This is a genomic window from Enterobacter sp. 3U4, assembly GCF_057224565.1.
Genome location: NZ_CP136665.1, coordinates 630473 through 652370, shown reverse-complemented (window position 1 = coordinate 652370; position 21898 = coordinate 630473). Strand labels below are relative to the sequence as shown.

The 21898-nt window shown below is 54.5% G+C and carries 18 protein-coding genes; 7 read left to right on the top strand and 11 right to left on the bottom strand.

The window, feature by feature from the left end:
- Positions 1-84 precede the first annotated feature (84 nt).
- The 8 genes from RVY89_RS03130 to tssB form a co-directional block, all read right to left on the bottom strand.
- Positions 85-726, bottom strand: a complete 642-nt coding sequence (locus RVY89_RS03130) for a hypothetical protein (protein WP_484826869.1) — start codon at positions 724-726, stop codon at positions 85-87.
- 25 nt (positions 727-751) lie between these two features.
- Complete coding sequence (gene tssH, locus RVY89_RS03125; RefSeq protein ID WP_484826868.1) at positions 752-3385, bottom strand: type VI secretion system ATPase TssH; 2634 nt, start codon at positions 3383-3385, stop codon at positions 752-754.
- Positions 3386-3541: 156 nt separating this feature from the next.
- Positions 3542-4033 carry a type VI secretion system effector Hcp gene (hcp, locus tag RVY89_RS03120; RefSeq protein WP_023325816.1) on the bottom strand — a complete coding sequence of 164 codons (492 nt, stop codon included), beginning with the start codon at positions 4031-4033 and terminating at the stop codon, positions 3542-3544.
- 5 nt (positions 4034-4038) lie between these two features.
- On the bottom strand, positions 4039-5763 hold the full coding sequence (locus RVY89_RS03115) for an OmpA family protein (RefSeq protein ID WP_484826867.1): 1725 nt from the start codon (positions 5761-5763) through the stop codon (positions 4039-4041).
- A 3-nt stretch (positions 5764-5766) separates the two neighbouring features.
- Positions 5767-6420, bottom strand: coding sequence for a type VI secretion system protein TssL, short form (gene tssL, locus RVY89_RS03110; RefSeq protein WP_484826866.1), 654 nt, complete (start codon positions 6418-6420; stop codon positions 5767-5769).
- Positions 6417-7754: a type VI secretion system baseplate subunit TssK gene (gene tssK, locus RVY89_RS03105; protein WP_484826865.1), complete on the bottom strand. Its 1338-nt coding sequence runs from the start codon at positions 7752-7754 to the stop codon at positions 6417-6419. The genes tssL and tssK overlap by 4 nt, the downstream gene beginning before the upstream one ends.
- Positions 7755-7772: 18 nt before the next feature.
- On the bottom strand, positions 7773-9317 hold the full coding sequence (gene tssC / locus RVY89_RS03100) for a type VI secretion system contractile sheath large subunit (protein ID WP_484826864.1): 1545 nt from the start codon (positions 9315-9317) through the stop codon (positions 7773-7775).
- Between the two features lie 32 nt (positions 9318-9349).
- Positions 9350-9847: a type VI secretion system contractile sheath small subunit gene (gene tssB / locus RVY89_RS03095; RefSeq protein ID WP_484826863.1), complete on the bottom strand. Its 498-nt coding sequence runs from the start codon at positions 9845-9847 to the stop codon at positions 9350-9352.
- A 757-nt stretch (positions 9848-10604) separates the two neighbouring features.
- Here tssB and lpxP point away from each other — a divergent pair.
- Entirely contained in the window at positions 10605-11561 is a 957-nt protein-coding gene (gene lpxP, locus RVY89_RS03090) for a kdo(2)-lipid IV(A) palmitoleoyltransferase (protein ID WP_484826862.1), read from the top strand.
- A 359-nt stretch (positions 11562-11920) separates the two neighbouring features.
- Positions 11921-11992: a membrane protein YpdK gene (ypdK, locus tag RVY89_RS03085; RefSeq protein ID WP_099458937.1), complete on the top strand. Its 72-nt coding sequence runs from the start codon at positions 11921-11923 to the stop codon at positions 11990-11992.
- Positions 11993-12043: 51 nt separating this feature from the next.
- Here the strand turns inward: ypdK and alaC are convergent, their stop codons facing one another.
- A complete protein-coding gene (gene alaC, locus RVY89_RS03080) occupies positions 12044-13282 on the bottom strand; it encodes an alanine transaminase (RefSeq protein ID WP_484826861.1) in 1239 nt (412 codons plus the stop codon).
- A 386-nt stretch (positions 13283-13668) separates the two neighbouring features.
- On the opposite strand from alaC, the gene RVY89_RS03075 reads away from it, so the two are divergent.
- Positions 13669-15375 (top strand): sensor histidine kinase, encoded by a 1707-nt coding sequence (locus tag RVY89_RS03075; RefSeq protein ID WP_024907633.1) that lies wholly within the window; start codon positions 13669-13671, stop codon positions 15373-15375.
- Between the two features lie 3 nt (positions 15376-15378).
- Positions 15379-16110 (top strand): LytR/AlgR family response regulator transcription factor, encoded by a 732-nt coding sequence (locus tag RVY89_RS03070; RefSeq protein ID WP_159125739.1) that lies wholly within the window; start codon positions 15379-15381, stop codon positions 16108-16110.
- 35 nt (positions 16111-16145) lie between these two features.
- Here the strand turns inward: RVY89_RS03070 and glk are convergent, their stop codons facing one another.
- On the bottom strand, positions 16146-17111 hold the full coding sequence (gene glk / locus RVY89_RS03065; protein ID WP_048029635.1) for a glucokinase: 966 nt from the start codon (positions 17109-17111) through the stop codon (positions 16146-16148).
- A 205-nt stretch (positions 17112-17316) separates the two neighbouring features.
- On the opposite strand from glk, the gene RVY89_RS03060 reads away from it, so the two are divergent.
- The gene (locus tag RVY89_RS03060; protein ID WP_484826860.1) at positions 17317-18552 is read left to right on the top strand and encodes an ion channel protein; all 1236 of its coding nucleotides are present in this window, start codon (positions 17317-17319) and stop codon (positions 18550-18552) included.
- Here the strand turns inward: RVY89_RS03060 and ipdC are convergent, their stop codons facing one another.
- On the bottom strand, positions 18553-20211 hold the full coding sequence (gene ipdC, locus RVY89_RS03055) for an indolepyruvate decarboxylase (protein WP_484826859.1): 1659 nt from the start codon (positions 20209-20211) through the stop codon (positions 18553-18555).
- 187 nt (positions 20212-20398) lie between these two features.
- Here ipdC and mgrA point away from each other — a divergent pair, with 187 nt between their 5' ends.
- The gene (mgrA, locus tag RVY89_RS03050; RefSeq protein ID WP_484826858.1) at positions 20399-21397 is read left to right on the top strand and encodes an L-glyceraldehyde 3-phosphate reductase; all 999 of its coding nucleotides are present in this window, start codon (positions 20399-20401) and stop codon (positions 21395-21397) included.
- Positions 21398-21524: 127 nt separating this feature from the next.
- On the top strand, positions 21525-21875 hold the full coding sequence (locus RVY89_RS03045) for a DUF2502 domain-containing protein (RefSeq protein WP_484826857.1): 351 nt from the start codon (positions 21525-21527) through the stop codon (positions 21873-21875).
- The last annotated feature ends 23 nt before the right edge of the window (positions 21876-21898 follow it).

Below are 21898 nucleotides of genomic sequence, written 5' to 3'. Positions count from 1 at the left end.
AGTAAATCATACTGATAGTTCCTAGCGTCATCCCGATACCGGCTACGATCCGTGAAACAATGATAAGTATAAAATCTTTTATATTCATAAACCTCCAAAGAAGTATTCGCAGACATTATTAAACTCTTCAGGATTTATCTTTGCAATTTCACAAGCCGTCTCATAAGGTCTAACAATGTCCTCAACAAGATAATAAAAAAGATCAAAATCACCCATACTGTTTAATTTCTCATACATTATGGGGTTTCTTTCACGCAAGTACCGTGATGTATAAATAGATCTTGATGCTTCAGCACCAACTCCCAATACACCACCAGCAACAGAACCAGAAAAAAAGGCACCAACGCCTTGAGATATAATCGCCCTTCCGAGGTTAACTCCCGTAAACTGCGAGAACATCATTTTACCTATAACACTTCCAGTTATATTTTTTGAAAAATGTGAAATTTTATGCATATCTACATGAGAAACAAAATCATCTATAAATGGTTTAATAACCTTATAAATTATCTCATCGTTAAAAGTTACTTTTTTAACCAGTGCTGCTAACCGAAATTTATCATCCTGATTCTCTCTGCGGTGTTCCGTATCTATAAAATCATAGCCAAGATAGGCAAGGCTGACGGGTAAGGAAATAACACCTTTCGCCACAGCACCGATAAACCCAGCCCCATCGATATGAATGGCCTCAAGCATATCTCTGGCAATCTCTTTTGCGCTGTCCATAATTGCTACCCTTTAGATAAACCACTTAATCAAACGCCAGCACAATCCCTTCTTCGTCATCCCAGCCCAGCGTCAGGCTTTGCGGCTTCTGCTTCGCGGCCATGTGCGTGAGCAGCTGCTGGCTCAGCACCGGCAGGATTTGCTGATTGAGCAGGCTGTCGACGTTGCGTGCGCCGGTGTCCGGCAGCAGGCAGGCGGCGGTCAGGGCGTCATACAGGCTCTCATCAATGTGCGTGGTCAGGCCGTAGTGTCGATGCAGGCGCTTGCTAACCTGTAACAGCTTCATTTCCACGATGGTACGCATAGCCGCTTCCGCCAGCGGACGGTAAATGACGGTCTGGAAGCGGGCCAGCAGCGCGGGCTGGAAGCGATCGCGCAGTATCGGACGCAGCAGTTCGTGGAGATCGCCTTCGCTGGCCTCCGGCTGTTCATCGAGCAGCCGCATCAGATGGTCGCTGCCAAGATTCGAGGTCATCAGAATGACGGTGTTGCGGAAGTCGATTTCACGCCCTTCGCCATCGCGCATAAAGCCGCGATCAAAGACCTGATAGAACAGGTTCATCACGTCGCGGTGGGCTTTTTCGACTTCATCGAGCAAAACCACACTATATGGTCGCTTGCGCACGGCTTCGGTCAGGATCCCTCCCTGGCCATAACCGACGTAACCAGGAGGGGAGCCCTTCAGCTGGGAAACCGTATGCGGCTCCTGGTATTCAGAGAGGTTAATCGTAATGAGTGACTTCTCACCGCCGTACAAGACATCGGCCAGCGCAAGCGCGGTTTCGGTTTTCCCCACCCCGCTCGGTCCAACAAGCAGAAACACGCCCTGCGGGCCATTCTCGGATGCGAGACCCGTTTTTGCCGCACGCAGACGCTGGGCGATGGCTTCGAGCGCCACATCCTGTCCGACCACGCGTTTAGCAATTTCCTTTTCCAGGGTCAGCAGTTCGGTCTGCTCATTTTTCATCAGCGATGACAGCGGCACGCCTGTCCAGTCAGCTATCACGTTGGCAACGGTGCGCACGTCCACATCCACGGAGAGCAGCGGGTTGCTCTGCTGCATGCCGTTCAGTTCCTGCTGCAGCGCGTGCGTCTCGCTCTGACGGGAGATATCCTGGCGGCTTTCCAGCAGTTGTTCGGTGAGTTTCAGTTCCTGCCCGTACTGCGTTTCAAGCTCGTCGAGAGCAACGATAAGAGCGTTCTCTTCCTGCTCAATGACGGTCAGGCGTTCACCATGGCTCTGATTGCCGACAGCAATATCCTCAAGCAGCGCCTGCTTCTCCATTTCAAGAGAGGTAATCTGCGAGCGAATGCAGGTAAGCTGTTCCGGCACCGTGTCGAGGCCCATGCGGACGCGCGCTGCGGCGATGTCGAGCAGGTCAACCGCCTTATCCGGCAACTGGCGGCCCGTCAGATAGCGGCGCGAAAGCGTAACTGCCGCGCGAACCGCATCGTCGGTAATATGCACATTGTGGTGTTCGGCATAGCGGGATTTCAAACCACGGAGCATTAGACAGGCGGTGTCATCGTCAGGCTCATCTACTTTTACCATCTGGAAACGACGCTCCAGGGCCGCGTCGCGCTCGAAATATTGTTTGTATTCAGACCAGGTGGTGGCCGCGATGGTACGCAGTTCACCACGCGCCAGCGCAGGTTTCAACAGGTTGGCCGCATCGGCGCCCCCCGCCTGGTTACCCGCTCCGATGATGGTGTGGGCTTCATCAATAAATAGCAGGGCCGGGGACGGTGATTGCTGCACCGCATCGATGACGTTTTTCAGCCGCTGTTCGAACTCGCCTTTCACGCCTGCACCGGCCTGCAGCAGGCCAAGGTCAAGGGTACGCAGAGTAACCGTTTTCAGGGATTCAGGCACATTACCCTCGGCAATACGCAACGCCAGGCCTTCAACCAGTGCGGTTTTCCCCACGCCCGGCTCGCCGACCAGAATCGGGTTGTTTTTGCGGCGACGGGAGAGGATGTCGACCATCTGGCGGATTTCTGTGTCACGGCCAAACACAGGATCGATCTTCCCTTCCTTCGCTTTGGCGGTGACGTCGAGCGTGAATTTATCCAGCGCATTCTGCAGGGCCGGGGTCAGTTCCCCCTCTTTCAGTTCTGCACCCACCGGACGGCCGACAAACTCCACCTCGCCACCGTGGCTCTGCGCCAGCTCTGCTTCCTGCTGCACGTCCGGGCGTTCATCCGATTGTGCATCCAGTAAAGGTCGCAGGCGCTCCAGCTGGCTCTGACCAAGCGTTAACAACGGCCAAAGGCCGTCACAACGTGCCAGTTTCGGTTTTTCCACCAGGGCCATCAGCAGATGGACGCTGCGAATGTGCTCTTCGCCATTGAGTGATGCAAGTAGCCAGGCTTGCTGCATCAGAGTCTGGATGTCATCAGAGAGCTGTGGCCGATGGCGCACGGAGCGAGGTTGTCTGTCGAGCCAGCCAAGCAAATCCTGCCAAATGCTATCCATATCCCATTCATAGCGACGCGCCAACACAGTCAGGTCACCTTCCCCCTGCTCCAGCAGCTTCAGCAGCCAGTGCTCCGGCAGAATTTCGGCATGGGCACGGGTCTGACAGAGCGAAGCTGCGCCTTCCATTGCTCGGGCACAGTAAGGGTTCAGACGACGTAACAGGATGGCTGGATTTTCCATGAGATTCTCTCTTTGTCGGTTCCTGGACACGCTACCGCCCCTCGCTGTTCACCAAAGCGCATAAGGTCAGGCAGGCAGATTGTTTTCTTTGCTGAGTGCCCGCATCTCAGGCACTCAGCAAAAAACTGCGGACAGGAAAACCTGCCCGCATCAGGATTACGCGGTGGCGCGTTCGTTCCAGGAATCGGAATGAATGATGTTGCCGTCTTTGTAGGTCCAGGTGATTTTTTCGTAACGCAGTTCAACGCGTTCAAGGTGGTTGTGCTTCTCTTTAGAAGGATCCTTGATGTCATACATTTCAGGATTCACTTTCACTACCTTCACGTTTTCCAGTTTGGTATTGAAATACTCCACTTCCTGGCCCGCGTCGTTGATTTTGTACCACTTGAATTCAGCGGATTTCAGGGTCTGACCGGTGGTCACCGCCTTGTACAGGTACGGGCTGGAGGAATCGATTTCCTTCGTGAACAGGAACGGCGTGTGGATGCGGGTGCCGGTCAGCTTGCCGGTGTTGTTGTCGGTCGGGATGTACAAATTATGTTCCTGAGCGACCACTTCAATGCTGCCTTCACGATCCTGAACGTCAACAGAACCTTTGATGTCCGCGCCGCCGTCGTCCTTCAGCCAAAGATAAACAGGAATTGCCATGTTAATTACTCCGTTTTATTTTCTGAGACGCCATCATCCTGCGATGACGCCGGGTTTTTGCCGGGTATCTGACAGGCACTTGCCTGCGGTACCAGACTGATTTCGACACGGCGGTTAAGCGCACGCCCTTCCGGGGTGTCGTTGGTTGCGACAGGGCGGCTTTCGCCATAGCCCTGCACCGCAAAACAGCTTTCCGGCACGTCACCGGTGTCACGCATCCAGTCGCGCACTGCTTCGGCACGTTTCTGAGAGAGTGTCTGGTTCAGTTGCGGATTGCCGGTGTTATCGGTATGCCCTGACACGACAATCAGCCAGCCGGGCTTCGCTTTGATGCCAACCAGTGAATTCACCAGCATCCTGGTGGAACCTGCCTTCAGCGCCGATTTGCCCGAATCAAACAGCGACATGCTGTCAAGACGGATGGTTTTCGGACCCTGAATGATTTTCTTGATGACCGGTGGCGGCGGCGGCGGAGGTGCCCAGTCGCTGAGAGCGGCCTCAACGAGCGGAATCAGGCGCAGCCCCTGATATAGCCCCAGGCGATAACGTAGTGGTTCCCCGCGACGCGCCCAGTCGTCCAACAATGCGCCATCGGCTCTGAGGCGCTGCTGTGCGCGCAGTTTCGGTGCTACAGGCTTCCCCGTCAGATGGTGATACAACGCAAGATGATCACCCACATTACGGATGAGACGCTGGTTGTTCATCCAGGACGCCAGCATGGCCAGCGCGAGGAAAATCCCGCCCAGCAACCCGGCGTAACGCCAGAACACCATTCTGCTGCTGACGCCCCGTCGGCGCGGCAGCGCTGGCAGCAGCAGTTCAGGCAGCGGCAGTGGATCTGTCGTCACAACGGTATCCGGTGGCAGCGCCGTCACGGTAGTGATGTGCTGTTGCCAGAGATTGCCCCCGATACCGCTCACCGGCACCATGCACATGCCCTGTACGCAGGGCTTCATCACCGGCAGTTCGCCCCGGCGTACCGACAGCAGGTCATTCACCGCACTGTTCTGCCAGGCAAGCAGGCTCTCCAGCCACAGGCCCTGATTCAGACGCGAAAGGCGTCCATCTGCGCCGCTCTCCCGGGTCCACTCTGTCAGTGAGACATTGCCCTGACCGGGCTGGTACACCTGAATGCCGCTTCGCTGGCTGACCGTGATAAACCAGACGGGCTCTGCCTGAGCGCAGACCACAGGGGGTGATACCCAGGTCACGGTCCACAGCGGGGGCAAAGTGCCAAAAGCCGCACGGCACTGGACAACGGCCCGCTGCCAGCCCCGAAGAGACTGGGTAAAATCATCGCTGGATATGTGCTGTTCAGGGACCACCGCCAGCATGACGGAGATTTGCGACACCAGGGCCGGGCGTACCAGGCTCAGGTGCTGTGCAAATAAAGGCAGTTGTTCCGCATCCTTCACCCATAGATACCAGCCCTGCCGGGTTTCCCGGTGACGGGAACCGGACACAAACAGCGGGGCGTTGTCACCACAGACGAGGATCACTGCCCCCTGAAAATCTTCCGGCGGCAGGTTTTCATCCACAATTTCCCGAACAGCAGTTGCCCGCGTCTGCGAAGCCCGACACTGACGCCAGAACATCACCCCGGACACCAGAACAACCAGCAGGCCGAGAGCTACACGACTGCCCGTGGACAGTGGCCAGAATCCCAGAATGAGCCACAGCGCCAGAATGGCCCCCTGGGCAGTTAACAGACTTCGGTACGTATCCCGCATCGCTTACCCCGGCCTGACGATTTGGCTTACCAGCCCGGTAAGAGAAGTCGAAAGGAAAACCCAGAGAGCAGTCAGAGCGACAGCGGCCACTACCCAGCCTAGCCAGTACCAGCGACGGCCGCTGCGCAGCCGCGATGCGCGGGCAACAATGGGGGCATCCTGTGCCAATGTGAAGGCGGGCACCCGCTCTGCGAGAGCACGAACAATATCTTCCCTACGCTCATCATCCTGAGCGCGATACTGACCCACGAACCCCAGTTGCAGAGTCCGGTACATACAGGTCAGGACAGCGGTATCAGGGGCCGTTTCTTTCAGCAGGTTACGGATCCTTTCCCACAGCTCTTCACCGGCGTTGAGGGTACCAAAGAAGTGTGCCTGCAGCGGGTCACGGCGCCAGATCAGGTAGCCATCATCGGTAGTTCCCCGGTTCATCACGCTCTCATCAAGCAGTGCACACAGGGTATACACCATATGGTCACGGCTGATGTCGCTGTAACCTGCCTCCGTGAGCGCAGCTTTCGCCTCTCGTACCAGACGGCAGGCACGGCGATAGAGCCCTTCCCCGTCACGTACTTCCTGACCACCCCGCAACTGGCTGGCCATCAGCCAGCCCGGGTAGAAGATATGTTCTATCTGACTGAGTTCAGATTTATTCATGTACGCAGCACCGCAAAGAGTTCGAGATCAACATCCCCCAGCGAGCGCGGGGTATAGAAGGTGCAACAGCCCATCTCAAGCATCGCGCGAGCCGCCTCACTACTCAGATCCAGCGAGAAATACTGGTTCTCAAGGCGCAACGGGATAGCGGCCGGAACATGCGTCAAAGGCTTAATAAGCATCCCACTAAGAGCTACATTCACCACATCCGAAACATCATCAAAGCTGCCCGCTTTACACAGCTGCGGGAATTTTGTCTGAAGCTCATGGTTCGGCATGGAAGAACGTACTGAGAGATAGAAGTCAGCCTCTTCGCGCAGACGCGCGTCGTGCAGGGCACCTTTCCAGATCTGGTCCTGATGCTCCAGGTGGATACTTACTACCCGCGACGGCAGGCTCGCTTCCAGAAGCTTGTCCAGCAGTGCCAGCAACGGTGGAAATACCCGTTCAGGAGCATCGTGCTGATAAGCAGGAATGTCCCCGGCGTCATGCTCCAGTGAAAATGTCAGCAGGCTGCCGGCAAGACGGGTCAGTTCACGGTACAGGAGTTCAGGGTGACGATCGGGCGTCTGCAGAAGTTCCGTTAACACCGGCTCGGCGCTGTTCAGAGCATTCAGCAGCCAGAACAGGGAGACATCCGCGACAGCAAAGTCTGCCATCCGCTCATTGCTTTCACGGCGCATGGCCATCAGGCGACGACGACGGGCCTGCAGACGAACCAGTAGATCACCCAATTCTGCGTTCAGAGACGGGCTTGCAGAAACGGAAAGCATTGGGGGAATGAAAGCAGGGTCCCGACCCCACTGCCCCTGAGCATTACGCACCAGACGGGTCACCGGACAGGTTAAGTATGCCTTGTTTTCCTGGCTGGACAGACGCAGGGTTAGCGCATTACGTAGAATGGCGAGTTCCCCGCTTTCATGACCAGCCAGCTCCTGCACCACCACACGTTCGGCTTTCCAGCGACGGGGACGCTCACTATCCTGTCCGTTATCGAGGTTGCCACCACTGGCGCTCAGTAGCGGCAATGCGGCCACCACCTCAACAGCCTCTGAGCCGTTTGCAGCAGACAAATCACAGACCGGCGGAATATTATCCGCCAGATCCGTATCAACAATCGTGCCATCCTGGAAACGTACGACCAGGCGGATGGCATTCAGGCGCGAAAGCGCAAGTGCAGCATCATCAAACTCTGCCGCAACCACGCCCCAGGGATGAGAAATACCCATCCGGGCGACCATGCTGGCAACGTGCTCACCCCAACGGACCTGCTGCTGGAACTGTTGCGGGGCCAGAGCGGCCCCATCCTCCCAAAGTGGGCGATAAATTTTCATCCCTGCTCACCCCTCGCCTTACGATTTCGCCTTAGGCATCTGGGAAACCAGCGACAGGTTGACGTCCATCCCTTCCACCTGGAAGTGCGGAATCGCATACAATTTCACGCGGAAGAAGCCCGGGTTATCCTCAATATCTTCCACTACCACTTTTGCATCACGCAGCGGGTGAGATGCCTGAAGTTCGTCGCCCGGATCGGTCATTTCGGTCACCAGACTGCGGACCCAGGTGTTCAGCTCCAGTTCCAGAAGTCGGCGATCCTTAGTGGTACCGATGTTTTCGCGCTGAATCAGCTTCAGGTAATGGGCGATACGCGACAGCAGGAAGATGTACGGCAGGCGGGCGTTGATGCGGCTGTTGGCCGTCGCATCTGCGGTATCATACAGCGCAGGTTTCTGAGCGGAGTTGGCTGAGAAGAAGCAGGCGTAGTCGCGGTTTTTGTAGTAGGACAACGGAATAAAGCCCAGATTCGCGAACTCGAATTCACGCGTTTCAGGGATCATTACCTCAGACGGGATTTTTACCTGATTGCCGGTACCCAGGTCATACAGATGGATAGGTAGATCCTGAACCGCACCGCCGGCCTGCGGGCCACGGATTTGTACACACCAGCCATTGTTGATAAAGCTACGCACCATGTTGGACGCGAAGGCAAACGACGCATTCGTCCACAGGTATTTGTCGTGATCCGGACCTTTGACTTCTTCTACATAGTTAAAGCTGCGAACCGGAACGGTATCCGGACCATACGGTAAACGTCCCAGTACGCGGGGCATGACCAGACCGATGTAGCGTGCATCGTCCGTATCGCGGAACGATTTCCACTTGATGTACTCTGCGCGGTCAAAATAGTTACCAATATCTTTAATCGCAGCAACGTCTTCCATTGACTCCTTGAGGAAGAATTTCGGGCCTGCCGAGCCGATAAATGGCATATGTGCAGCCGCAGATACTTTAGAGATGTTGCGCAGCAGGGCGACATCCTGCGCTGAAGCATCGAACTCATAAGCGGAAATCAGCGCCGCAATCGGCTCGCCGCCCGGGGTATCATATTCATCAATGTAGGCGTGTTTATAGAGACCACTCTGGATGATTTCCGGACTATCTTCAAAGTCCTGGCGCAGGTCTTCTTTAGACATGCTCAACAGCTCAATTTTCACGTTCTGGCGAAAATCTGTTTTATCAACCAGCGACTTTACCCCTCGCCATAGGCTCTCAACTGCCTGAAACTCGTCATGATGCATTACAGCGTCCAACTGGCGGCTGATCTGGTAGTCGAGCTCAGCGATGTGGTGATCGATCAGGTTTTTATCCAGTTTGTCGACCTTCGAGCCTGCCTTGGTCAGGCATTCCAGAAAGACCTGCATACCGGCCGTCAGACGCTCGTCAGCGGTCGCATCCGACATCGCCTGCGCATCTTGCCAGAGGTCCAGCGCGCTCAACTCGGAGACAGGGCTCAGATTGATTTTCTCAAACAAGGAGGCGTATACCCCACCCGCAGCGGGACGTTCCAGCACCACGCTTTCACCGCCAGCAATATTATTTTGTACAGACATGAGCATTCCTTGATAAATCCGTTAAAACAGCATGATGATTAAGGTTTTTTTGATGCCAGTGCAGAGAGTTCATTTCGCAACTCAGCGCTAAGCGACTGGTCCAGAACGATTTTTTCAAGCTCTTTTCGGAAAGTCTGGTTATCCAGCAGGTTGGCCTTCAGATCGCGCAGCAAGTTGCGCATCGCCAGCATCGCCTTCAGCTGCGGGATCTGAGCGGCCACCTGCTCTGGCGTGAAATCTTTCATGCTCTGGAAAGTCAGCTGAATGTTGTCCTCGCCACCATCATCAGACAGCGTATTTTTAACGGTCAGATTTACTTTTGGGGAATATTCGGAAAGAACGCTATCAAAATTATTTTTGGTGATGTTAACCTTTTCGCGCTCAGATATTGTCGCAGAGTCCTGCCCATTGCTGAAATCACCCGCAATAAGCAACTTTAAGGGTAATTCCATTTTCTTGCTTGCTCCGCCAGTATGCAGATCAAGCTTCAGGTTAATACGTGCCTTAGGCACCTCATTCTGAAAACTGTCAGCCATCTCATCATCCCTCTTTGTTTTGCTATGCCAATTTCACGGTGTCGTTCTTGATGCGCAATATTAGAACAATGATCGAAACAAAATCAAATACACAGATCTTTTATCTGAAATGAGAAATTTCTTAAGAATTTTACACTAAAATATTATGGCGGATTACTCTGCCACCTTAGTAAAAGACACTGCTTTTGTTATGCAAACCGAATATTTGTATCGAAAAAATGATTACAGACAGATAGACGCCAAGAAAACCACCTTACAATGATTTGCATCAAAAACCTGAGACCAAAAATCATAAATGGACTGCAATGCATTATTGCAGAACGAAAAAAGAGAATACTTTTAAATAATGAAAAAAAACCGAATCATTGATTATGTAAATAATACATCAGAAATTTCATACGGAATTTTCCTGGATGATATAGGCGGAAGAGATAAATAAATTTCTCAAGTACGTAATCGGTCACGAATAAATACACTGCTCTTTTATCCGTTCACGTCTTGATTACAAGGTGCCCTACCTTCATGGATCGGGCAGATGGCATGCTATTGAACATGAGTGATTATAAAAACTGTAAAATCAAGCACCTCCCGAATTGCCGCTTTTTTAATCAAAAACGAGTAATAGCACATATCGTATAACGGTGTTACATTATGCCGCCCACCCAATGTCAGCTATGGCCAGGTAACGCCGTAAAGATCGGTAAAGCCTGCAACCATGACCTTGTACTACGGTCTAATAGGCACGTGGTATCGCACTATGCGTTACTTTCACCGGCTCTACATAGGTTTATCTATTTTGTCTCAATCCAATTTCAAACGCGCATTTTTGCACCCGCGTTACTGGTTTACATGGTTTGGTCTTGGCGTACTCTGGCTGCTGGTTCAACTTCCGTACCCTGTTCTGCGTTTGCTGGGATCTAAACTGGGCAGCGCTTCCCGCGTTTTCCTGAAACGTCGCGAATCCATCGCGCGTAAAAATCTTGAGCTTTGCTTTCCTCAGTACAATGCCGAAGAGCGCGAGAAACTCATCGCTGAAAACTTCAAGTCTATCGGCATGGCGCTGCTTGAAACCGGCATGGCCTGGTTCTGGCCGGATGAGCGTGTCCGCAAGTGGTTTGACGTGGAAGGACTGGATAACCTTAAACGCGCCCAGATGCAAAAACGCGGCGTGATGGTCGTTGGCGTTCACTTTATGTCGCTGGAGCTGGGCGGCCGCGTAATGGGGCTTTGTCAGCCAATGATGGCAACCTACAGACCTCACAACAGTGAGCTGATGGAGTGGGTGCAGACGCGAGGCCGCATGCGTTCCAATAAGGCGATGATTAGCCGTAACAACCTGCGCGGTATGGTCGGTGCCCTGAAGAAAGGTGAAGCCGTCTGGTTTGCACCCGATCAGGATTATGGACGTAAAGGCAGCAGCTTTGCGCCCTTCTTTGCGGTGAAAGACGTTGCGACGACTAACGGCACCTTTGTCATTTCTCGTTTGTCAGGCGCCTCCATGCTGACCGTGACGATGGTGAGAAAAGCAGATAAATCAGGCTATCGTCTGCACATCTCTCCTGAAATGGCTAACTATCCGGAAAACGAGTGCGAAGCCGCGGCGTTTATCAACAAAGTCATCGAAACTGAAATCATGCGCGCGCCAGAGCAGTATCTGTGGATGCATCGTCGTTTCAAAACCCGCCCTCTTGGCGAAGCCTCGCTCTATATTTAAGCCTTTCATTAAGGTTAGTTTCGCTAAGAAACTAACCTTTTCAATCACCTGTCATCCCGTTGAGAAATCGTCTTTTCATTGCGTCGCCCAAAGTGAATTTATTGCGATGCGAAATCAAACTGTCGCCGTTCCACGACACTCGTAAGTAACGGAAATTATTTAAAAAATCCCCTCTTGTCACCCCTCATTTTTAGGCGTACATTAGCGCCGTCTGGCAACAGGAAAGCACAGAATTCTGAGCTGGAGTGAGCGGCGAAACGGGAAAATTCTCATTTCCGTTTTGACCGGATTTCAGTTCTCTATAATCAGGTGGACTCTGTTTTTAAATGCGTACCACAAGATACGCGGAGCGATGAAACGTGAAATATTTCTTTATGGGCATTTCGGTGATTGTTTTAGTCTGGGCCGGAACCTTTGCCCTGATGATCTAGTGAAGAACATGCAGTCAAAAAAACAGGAGCCCTCGGCTCCTGTTTTTTATGTCATGTCGACGCGGGATTTTCAGTCACGCTCTTCGAGGAGATAAGGCCGTCGGCCCGGAACATGCTCTTGATGCCCCTCACCGCCTGACGAATGCGGTCGCTGTTTTCAATCAGGGCAAATCGCACATGGGTGTCGCCATAATCGCCAAAGCCAACGCCCGGTGACACACACACCTTCGCATCCTGCAGCAGCTTTTTGGCAAACTCCAGCGATCCCATCGCCGCGTACGGCTCCGGAATTTTTGCCCAGACGTACATAGACGCCTTCGGCATTTCCACCATCCATCCCGCTTCATGCAAGCCCTTTACCAGCACGTCACGGCGGCGCTTATACTGGGCGGCAATCTCGTGAACGCACTGCTGGTCGCCCTCCAGGGCAGCAATAGCCGCGACCTGCAGCGGGGTGAAGGTGCCGTAATCGTGATAACTCTTAATGCGCGCCAGTGCGCTCACCAGCGTTTTGTTACCCACCATAAAGCCAATACGCCAGCCCGCCATGTTGTAGCTTTTTGACAGCGTAAAGAACTCTACCGCCACGTCACGCGCGCCCGGAACCTGCATAATAGAAGGCGCTTTCCAGCCGTCATAGACGATGTCAGCATAGGCTAAATCGTGAACCACCAGCACGTCATACCGCTTGGCCAGGGCGACGACTTTCTCGAAGAAATCGAGCTCCACGCACTGGGCCGTTGGGTTCGACGGGAAACCGAGGATCATCATCTTGGGTTTCGGATAGCTTTCGCGAATCGCACGTTCCAGTTCGTTAAAGAAATCGACGCCTTCCACCAGCGGCACGGAACGGACCTGAGCCCCGGCAATCACCGCGCCGTAGATGTGGATCGGGTAGCTTGGATTAGGCACCAGCACCGTATCGCCATGATCCAGGGTGGCCAACATCAGGTGTGCCAGCCCCTCTTTCGAGCCGATGGTGACAATCGCTTCACTTTCCGGATCGATATCAACCTGATAGCGATCCTGATACCAGCGCGAGATCGCGCGACGTAATCTGGGAATACCGCGAGAGGTCGAGTAGCCATGCGTATCCGGGCGCTGGGCAACCGTGCAGAGCTTCTCAACGATATGCGGTGGCGTTGGGCCGTCAGGGTTACCCATGCTGAAATCGATAATATCTTCGCCGCGTCGACGCGCAGCCATTTTCAGTTCAGCAGTGATATTGAAAACATAAGGGGGGAGACGATCGATACGCGTAAAACGGCGTTCAGGACTGAATTCAGCCATAGATTCCTCAGATTAACGTTAGCGCCCGGACCGTCCGAGCGACGCTGCCACCGATGTGGCATGCTTAGAAAATAACCTGAAAAAAATCATGCTGTCGAGAGGGAAATGAAAAAAAAGTGATAGTCTGAAAACCGGAACCCGGCTGTGTCGAAAAGCGGAAGTCTCTGTTTCGGGAATAGCTTTCTGATAGCTGTTATTTAACAGGGTGATATCAACCCAGTTACCTGATGGTGCGCCGGTAAGAAAAAAACTGGACGCATCGGTCACCGCCTGACAATCCCCTTTACAAATTATGGTTTTTCCTCATTTGATAAACCTGACGGATAGCTGGTCAATACGCGCCAGGTTTTTTATCATGGTCCTTTCCCGTTTTCCCAGGTCTACTCGTGCACGAAATATTCACTATGCTGCTGGCGGTTTTTGACCGTGCGGCATTAATGCTGATTTGCCTGTTCTTCCTCATCCGCATTCGCCTGTTTCGCGAGCTGTTGCACAAATCAGCCCACTCGCCAAAAGAGCTGCTGGCCGTTACCGCCATCTTTTCGCTGTTCGCCCTGTTCAGTACCTGGTCCGGCGTGCCGGTAGAGGGTTCGCTGGTAAACGTGCGCATAATCGCCGTCATGTCCGGCGGGATTTTGTTTGGCCCTTGGGTGGGCGTTATCACCGGCGTGATTGCCGGAACCCACCGCTACCTGATTGATATCGGCGGCGTAACGGCGGTGCCCTGCTTTATTACCAGCATTATCGCCGGGGTGCTCTCCGGCTGGATCAGCCGCAAAATCCCGAAAAAACAGCGCTGGCGCGCCGGGATCGTCGCAGGCATGGTATGCGAAACGCTGACCATGATCCTGGTCGTCGTCTGGGCCCCGACCACCGCGCTGGGGCTGGATATCGTCTCGAAAATCGGGATTCCGATGATCCTGGGCAGCGTCTGCATCGGTTTTATCGTGCTGCTGGTGCAAAGCGTTGAAGGGGAAAAAGAGGCCAGCGCCGCCCGACAGGCCAAGCTGGCGCTGGATATTGCCAACAAAACGCTGCCGCTCTTCCGCCACGTTAACGCAGAATCATTGCGTCAGGTCTGCGAAATTATCCGCCACGACATCCACGCGGACGCCGTCGCCATCACCAATATTGACCACGTGCTGGCCTACGTTGGCGTCGGGGAACACAACTATCGCGATAATGATGACACCATCAGCCCAACCACCAGACAGGCGATTAACTACGGTAAAATCATTATTAAAAACAATGACGAAGCCCACCGAACGCCGGAAATCCACTCTATGCTGGTGATCCCGCTGTGGGAGAAAGGCGTCGTGACCGGCACGCTGAAAATTTATTACTGTCACGCGCATCAGATCACCTCCTCGCTACAGGAGATGGCGATTGGCCTGTCGCAGATTATCTCCACCCAGCTGGAGGTCTCCCGGGCAGAACAGCTGCGTGAGATGGCAAATAAGGCAGAGCTGCGCGCGCTGCAGAGCAAAATCAATCCCCATTTCCTGTTTAACGCGCTGAACGCTATCTCCTCGTCCATTCGTCTTAATCCGGACACCGCTCGCCAGCTGATTTTTAACCTGTCGCGCTATCTGCGCTACAACATCGAGCTGAAAGATGACGAGCAGATCGACATCAAAAAAGAGCTGTACCAGATCAAAGACTACATCGCGATTGAGCAGGCGCGCTTTGGCGACAAGCTCACGGTCATTTACGATATTGATGAAGAGGTCAACTGCGTGATCCCGAGCCTGCTTATCCAGCCGCTGGTCGAAAACGCGATTGTTCACGGCATTCAGCCCTGTAAAGGCAAAGGCGTCGTTACCATCAGCATCACCGAAAGCGGCAACCGCGTGCGCATTGCGGTGCGCGATACCGGCCACGGGATTGATCCTAAAGTCATTGAGCGCGTGGAGTCTAACGAGATGCCCGGAAATAAAATCGGCCTGCTGAACGTGCACCACCGGGTCAAGCTGCTCTATGGCGACGGGCTGCACATTCAGCGTCTTGAACCGGGCACCGAAATTGCTTTTTACGTTCCGAACGAGCGCTCGCCCGTTCATTCGACAACATCACTGCTGCCCCAGGTGGAGTAACCCATGAAAGTCATCATCGTAGAAGATGAAATCCTGGCTCAACAGGAGCTAACCTGGCTTATCAACACCCACAGCCAGATGGAGATTGTGGGCACCTTTGATGACGGTCTGGACGTGCTGAAGTTTCTGCAGCATAACCGGGTCGACGCCATCTTCCTGGATATCAACATTCCGTCGCTGGATGGCGTATTGCTGGCGCAAAACATCAATCAGTTTGCCCATAAGCCGTTTATTGTGTTCGTTACCGCATGGAAAGAGCACGCCGTAGAGGCCTTCGAGCTAGAGGCGTTTGACTATATCCTTAAGCCTTACCAGGAGTCGCGGATTGTCAGCATGCTGCAGAAGCTGGAGGCCGCATGGCAGCAGCAGACCGCCCCCGCTAGCGCCAGCCCAACGGTACGGGAAAACGATACCATTAATCTGGTCAAAGACGAGCGCATCATCGTGACGCCAGTCAATGATATCTACTATGCCGAAGCCCATGAAAAGATGACGTTTGTCTATACGCGGCGGGAATCTTACGTGATGGCGATGAACATCACCGAGTTTTGCAGCAAGCTGCCTGCGGCGCACTTTTTCCGCTGCCACCGCTCGTTCTGCGTGAATTTAAACAAGATCCGCGAGATCGAACCGTGGTTTAACAACACCTATATCTTGCGCCTGAAGGATCTGGATTTTCAGGTGCCGGTGAGCCGCAGCAAGGTGAAAGAGTTCCGCCAGCTCATGCACCTGTAACGAAAAAGCCCTCTCCCGCGGGAGAGGGCCATGCATCAGAGAATTTGACCGAGAACCTGACGCAGGTGGGCACCCGACCCCAGCAGGCCTGGGTTATCATGCACGATCAGATAAACCGGAATGTCCTGCACGTAGCTTCTGAAGCGCCCTTTATCCTCAAACCCGCCGCGGAAGCCGGAGGCTTTGAAGAAGTCGAGGAAGCGCGGCACAATTCCGCCCGCAATATAAACGCCCCCGAAGGTGCCCAGCGTCAGCGCCAGGTTGCCGCCGAAGCGCCCCATAATCACGCAGAACAGCGACAGGGCACGACGGCAATCAATGCAGCTGTCCGCCAGCGCGCGTTCGGTGACGTCTTTCGGCTGCAGGTTTTCCGGCAGACGACCGTCCGACTTCACAATCGCCCGGTACAGGTTCACCAGCCCCGGTCCTGATAGCACGCGCTCGGCGGAGACGTGGCCGATCTCCGCGCGTAATTCTTCGAGGATAATGCCCTCTTCTTCGCTGTTTGGCGCAAAGTCAACGTGACCGCCTTCACCCGGCAGGCTCACCCAGCGCTGAGCGACATGCACCAGATGTGAAACGCCCAGACCGGTACCGGCCCCGTAAACCGCAATCGGCTTACCTTCTACCGGTTCAGCGCCACCGAACTGGATCAGATGCTCAGGCTTCAGCATCGGGATCGCCATGGATACCGCGGTGAAGTCATTGATGATTTCAAGATGCGCAAAGCCGAGGTTTTTTTTCATCTCGGCGATGGAGAATGCCCAGGTATGGTTGGTCATGGCGACCCAGTCGCCGGTTATCGGACAGGCAATGGCGATGCAGCCATCTTCTACGCTTACCTGATGCTCGTCCAGATAGACGCGGACAACGGCCTCAAGGCTTGGATAATCCAGCCCTGAGTAGGTTTTCGCCCGGGAAATTTCACCGCTACTTACATCGCATAATGCGAGGCGCGCGTTTGTGCCGCCCACATCACCTACCAAAGCATACTTTGTCATTCTTCTACTGCTCCGCTAAAGTCAGAATAAATCTTTGGGACACTGTAAATTCAAGGCGTGATAACAACAACGGCCGTAAGGTGAATGCCCATGGATTATCGATCTTCGTCACAGAATAACTTTACCGTTTCAGCACCTTTTGCACTATTGCCATAAAGCTTAATGTGCAAAGTAACGTAATACCGTTTTGTACAAGGAAATCATCATGCTCCACCCGCGAGCCAGAACCATGCTGTTGCTGGCCATTCCGGCGCTCATCATTGGCGTGGTTTCAAGTCTGGTGCTCATCGTCGTGATGAAAGTCGCGTCGGTGCTGCAAACACTGTTATGGAACGCGCTTCCTGCAGGACTGGGCGTCACCGCTGACTCTCCTGCCTGGATCGTTGGGATGCTGACGTTAACCGGTATTGCGGTGGGCCTGGTGATCCGTTTCAGTCCCGGCCATGCCGGCCCCGATCCGGCACAGGAACCGTTGATTGGTGCCCCGGTTGCCCCCGCCGCATTGCCAGGGCTCATCATTGCGTTGATTATCGGTCTGGCTGGAGGCGTTAGTCTGGGACCTGAGCATCCGATTATGGCCGTGAATATTGGCCTGGCTGTTTTTCTTGGTTCACGCATTTTGCCCCGCGTCGGCGCGCTGGACTGGACCATTCTCGCCTCAGCAGGCACCATCGGGGCGCTTTTCGGCACGCCCGTTGCGGCGGCACTGATCTTTTCGCAGACGCTCAGCAGCAATAACGACGTCCCGCTGTGGGATAAGCTGTTTGCACCGCTGATGGCCGCAGCCGCCGGAGCGTTGACCACCAGCCTGTTTTTCCATCCCCATTTTTCACTCTCCCTTCCCCACTACGGCCAGATGCAAATCGCCGATATTTTCAGCGGCGCCATCGTCGTCGCCATCGCCATTGCGCTGGGCATGGTGGCGGTATGGTGCCTTCCACGTCTGCACCGGCTGATGCATAGACTCAAACACCCGGTGCTGATTCTGGGAGCCGGCGGTTTGATCCTCGGTATTTTAGGGGCAATCGGCGGGCCGGTGACGCTGTTTAAAGGTCTGGACGAGATGCAGCAGCTGGCCTTCAGCCAGGTGTTTAGCGTCTCTGACTATCTGCTGTTTGCCGTGATTAAGCTGGCCGCGCTGGTGGTAGCGGCCGCCTGCGGTTTCCGCGGTGGACGCATTTTTCCGGCGGTCTTTGTCGGCGTCGCGCTGGGTCTAATGCTGCACGAGCATGTCGATGCGGTCCCGGCGGCGATTACCGTCTCTTGTTCTATTCTGGGATTGGTTCTGGTGGTCACGCGCGACGCGTGGCTAAGCCTGTTTATGGCGGCGGTAGTCGTACCGGATTCGACGCTTTTCCCTCTGCTTTGTATCGTGATGTTGCCCGCCTGGCTCCTGCTGGCGGGCAAACCGATGATGATGGCCTGGCGAAACGACAAATAATCAGGCGCTATTGCGCGCTTCCAGCGCTTTGGTGATCGCCCCCAGCAGCGGTGGGATGTCGGCTTTCGGCAGCATCACCTCAATCAGCGAGAGCCGCTCGTGGTGCGCCACTTTTTCAAGGACGTCCGCCAGCTGCTCCGCTTCACTAACCCGCCAGCACTGGGCCTGAGGATCAAGGCTCAGTGCCTGCGGGATTTGCGTCCAGTTCCATAGCGCGATGTCGTTATATCTCTGCTCCGGCCCGTGGATCGCCCTTTCTACCGTGTACCCTTCGTTGTTAAGGACCAGAATGATGGGGTGTTGTTTATCCCGCAGCATCGAGCCGAGCTCCTGGATAGTAAGCTGCGCCGCGCCATCTCCCGTCAGGACAATCACGCGCCGGTTCGGGCAGGCCGTTTGTGCGCCAAACGCCGCCGCCAGCGTATAGCCGATCGATCCCCACAGCGGCTGGACGATAAAATTCACGTCAGCCGGAAGACGCAGGTCGATCGCGCCGAAGGCCGAGGTGCCCTGATCCGCAAGAATGATGTCTCCCGGACGAATAAACGTCTGCAGCGTTTGCCAGAAATTCGCCTGCGTCAGCGAGCCATCCGGCTGCGGGTAGGCCATTGTGCTTTGAGAGGACGGCAAGGGCGTCTCGCGCACGTGCTGTTTGCACAGATCCACCAGCGTTTCGATTGCCTGAAGCATGGGGATGCCGGTAAACCAGATATCACCGACGCGTGAGGCATGAGGCTGAACTTCTATCGTCTGCGCCGGGGTGAGCTGATGCGTGAAGCCGGCGGTCAGGGTATCGGTAAAACGCGTGCCGATGCACAGCACGGTATCCGCCCCTTCAATCGCCTCTTTTACCGCGCCAGCGCTCGCCGAACCGCTGTAGGTGCCGTAAAAACCGGCGTGACGCTCGTCGAATATCCCTTTGCCCATCAGCATGGTGGCGTGCGCCATCGGCACGTCCTTGACCCATTTCTGTAGCGCATGCTTCAGGCCATGGCGCAGGACAAGGAAATCGGCCAGCAGCGCAGTACGCTTGCTCCCGGCAAGCCTGTTTTCTGCGGCATCCCGGAATGCTTTCAGGCAGGCGCTATCGGCATGCTTATGCCGGAGCGTGAGAGCGTTTACAGGAGGGGTGGCGGCTTTTTTTGCCACGTCGGCAGGCAGCATCAGGTAGCCGGGGCGACGCTCCCGGAGCATGGTTGTTAACACCCGGTCGATTTCATAACAGGCGTTTTGCTCGGTCAGGATCGCCTGCGCAGCGGTGATCGGCTCGCTCATATGATAGAAATGACGAAACTCACCGTCGCCCAGCGTATGGTGCAGCAGCTCACCTCTTTGCTGTGATGCCATCCCCGGCGCGCCCACAATATGCAAGACCGGAACATGCTCGGCGTAGCTGCCCGCAATGCCGTTCATGGCGCTTAACTCTCCTACGCCAAATGTCGTCAGCAGCGCGGCGAAGCCCTTACAACGGGCATATCCGTCCGCGGCGTAAGAGGCGTTTAACTCGTTGGCACAGCCCACCCAACAGATATCCGGGCTGTCTATTACATGGTCGAGAAACTGCAGGTTATAGTCGCCCGGCACGCCAAACAGATGATCGGCTCCACAATCTGTTAGACGGTCCAGCAGGTAATCGGCGACGCAGTATGGGGTACGCATAAACAGGTATCCTTCTAATGTTTTGACCTCACCTTGAGTATTAAATAAGCGTGATGGCTGTCCAGAATTGGCGATAAGAAGGACATGGAAAGAATGCTTTACAAAAAAGGCTGCGCTATGCTGCTTTTTTTCACGTAAATGTAAACGCATACACTGATTTTTCACTTCAGCGCCAGAGGTTACGAAAATGGGTTATCAGCCGGACAAAAATCGTTACGGGACAATGGAGTATCGCCGCTGCGGGCGAAGCGGGCTCAGGTTGCCCGCCATCTCGCTTGGGCTGTGGCATAACTTTGGTGACACCACCCTTATCGAAAACAGCCGTCAACTTTTACAGCGCGCGTTCGATCTGGGTATTACGCATTTCGACCTTGCCAATAACTATGGCCCGCCTCCCGGATCGGCCGAACGTAATTTCGGGCGTATTTTACAGGAGGATTTCCTGCCCTGGCGCGACGAGCTGATCGTCTCAACCAAAGCGGGTTATACCATGTGGGATGGCCCTTACGGCGACTGGGGGTCACGCAAATATCTGCTGGCAAGCCTCGATCAAAGCCTGAAGCGCATGGGGCTGGAGTATGTGGATATCTTCTATCATCACCGTCCAGACCCACAAACGCCGCTGCTGGAAACCATGAAAGCGCTTGACCATGCGGTGCGCCAGGGAAAAGCCCTGTACGTCGGGTTATCCAACTACCCGGCTGTTCTGGCTCGCCAGGCGATTGATATCCTCAATGACCTCGGAACGCCCTGCCTGATCCACCAGCCGAAATACTCCCTTTTTGAACGAGCCCCGGAAGCGGGACTGCTGGACGTGCTGCAGGAAAAAGGGGTTGGCTGTATTCCCTTCTCGCCGCTGGCCGGCGGGCAGCTGACCAATCGCTATCTGAACGGCATTCCGGCAGACTCTCGCGCGGCAAGCGGCAGTCAGTTCCTTAATCCCGATCAGATAACCGAAGAGAAGCTGGAGAAGGTAAGAAAGCTGAACGCCATGGCGGAAGAGCGTGGCCAGAAGCTCTCCCAGATGGCGCTGGCCTGGGTATTACGCCATGAGGAAGTGACATCGGTGCTGATTGGGGCAAGTAAAGCTGCGCAGATTGATGACGCCGTGGGCATGCTGGCAAACCGCCATTTCTCTGCAGAAGAGCTGGACCGTATAGAAGGGATTCTGAGCAGCTCAAAATAGAACCGCTTTTAGCAAAAAGTGCTCTCACCCAGGAATTCGGAGTTGAGGCGATGATACGAAGGTTTACCAACTCGTAAAATTGCGTTAACAGGCCCAACAAAGGCCCCGATCGTGAAGGAGAAAGAGTATGTTCAGGTCACTGATTCTTGCAGCGGTATTACTGGCTTCGGCTCCGCTGATCGCCACTGCGGGCGAAATCACCCTGTTGCCATCAGTAAAATTACAAATTGGCGATCGTGACGACTACGGCAGATACTGGGACGGCGGCGACTGGCGCGACCGTGATTACTGGCATCGTCACTATGAGTGGCGCGGCGATCGCTGGTGGAAACATGATAACGGCAGACATCGCGGCTGGTATAAAGGCAGCGCCTACGAGCGCGGCTACCGTGAAGGGTGGAACGATCGTGACGACCGTCGCGGCGGCTGGGGTCGTGGCAAAGGTCACGGACATGGCCACCACGGTCATGACGACTAACAGCAAAAAGGAGCCTCACGGCT

Bases quoted from the DNA above. Each gene is read 5' to 3' on its own strand.
- RVY89_RS03130 (WP_484826869.1), bottom strand. From the start codon at position 726: ATGGACAGCGCAAAAGAGATTGCCAGAGATATGCTTGAGGCCATTCAT.
- tssH (WP_484826868.1), bottom strand. From the start codon at position 3,385: ATGGAAAATCCAGCCATCCTGTTACGTCGTCTGAACCCTTACTGTGCC.
- hcp (WP_023325816.1), bottom strand. From the start codon at position 4,033: ATGGCAATTCCTGTTTATCTTTGGCTGAAGGACGACGGCGGCGCGGAC.
- RVY89_RS03115 (WP_484826867.1), bottom strand. From the start codon at position 5,763: ATGCGGGATACGTACCGAAGTCTGTTAACTGCCCAGGGGGCCATTCTG.
- tssL (WP_484826866.1), bottom strand. From the start codon at position 6,420: ATGAATAAATCTGAACTCAGTCAGATAGAACATATCTTCTACCCGGGC.
- tssK (WP_484826865.1), bottom strand. From the start codon at position 7,754: ATGAAAATTTATCGCCCACTTTGGGAGGATGGGGCCGCTCTGGCCCCG.
- tssC (WP_484826864.1), bottom strand. From the start codon at position 9,317: ATGCTCATGTCTGTACAAAATAATATTGCTGGCGGTGAAAGCGTGGTG.
- tssB (WP_484826863.1), bottom strand. From the start codon at position 9,847: ATGGCTGACAGTTTTCAGAATGAGGTGCCTAAGGCACGTATTAACCTG.
- lpxP (WP_484826862.1), top strand. From the start codon at position 10,605: ATGCGTTACTTTCACCGGCTCTACATAGGTTTATCTATTTTGTCTCAA.
- alaC (WP_484826861.1), bottom strand. From the start codon at position 13,282: ATGGCTGAATTCAGTCCTGAACGCCGTTTTACGCGTATCGATCGTCTC.
- RVY89_RS03070 (WP_159125739.1), top strand. From the start codon at position 15,379: ATGAAAGTCATCATCGTAGAAGATGAAATCCTGGCTCAACAGGAGCTA.
- glk (WP_048029635.1), bottom strand. From the start codon at position 17,111: ATGACAAAGTATGCTTTGGTAGGTGATGTGGGCGGCACAAACGCGCGC.
- RVY89_RS03060 (WP_484826860.1), top strand. From the start codon at position 17,317: ATGCTCCACCCGCGAGCCAGAACCATGCTGTTGCTGGCCATTCCGGCG.
- ipdC (WP_484826859.1), bottom strand. From the start codon at position 20,211: ATGCGTACCCCATACTGCGTCGCCGATTACCTGCTGGACCGTCTAACA.
- mgrA (WP_484826858.1), top strand. From the start codon at position 20,399: ATGGGTTATCAGCCGGACAAAAATCGTTACGGGACAATGGAGTATCGC.
- RVY89_RS03045 (WP_484826857.1), top strand. From the start codon at position 21,525: ATGTTCAGGTCACTGATTCTTGCAGCGGTATTACTGGCTTCGGCTCCG.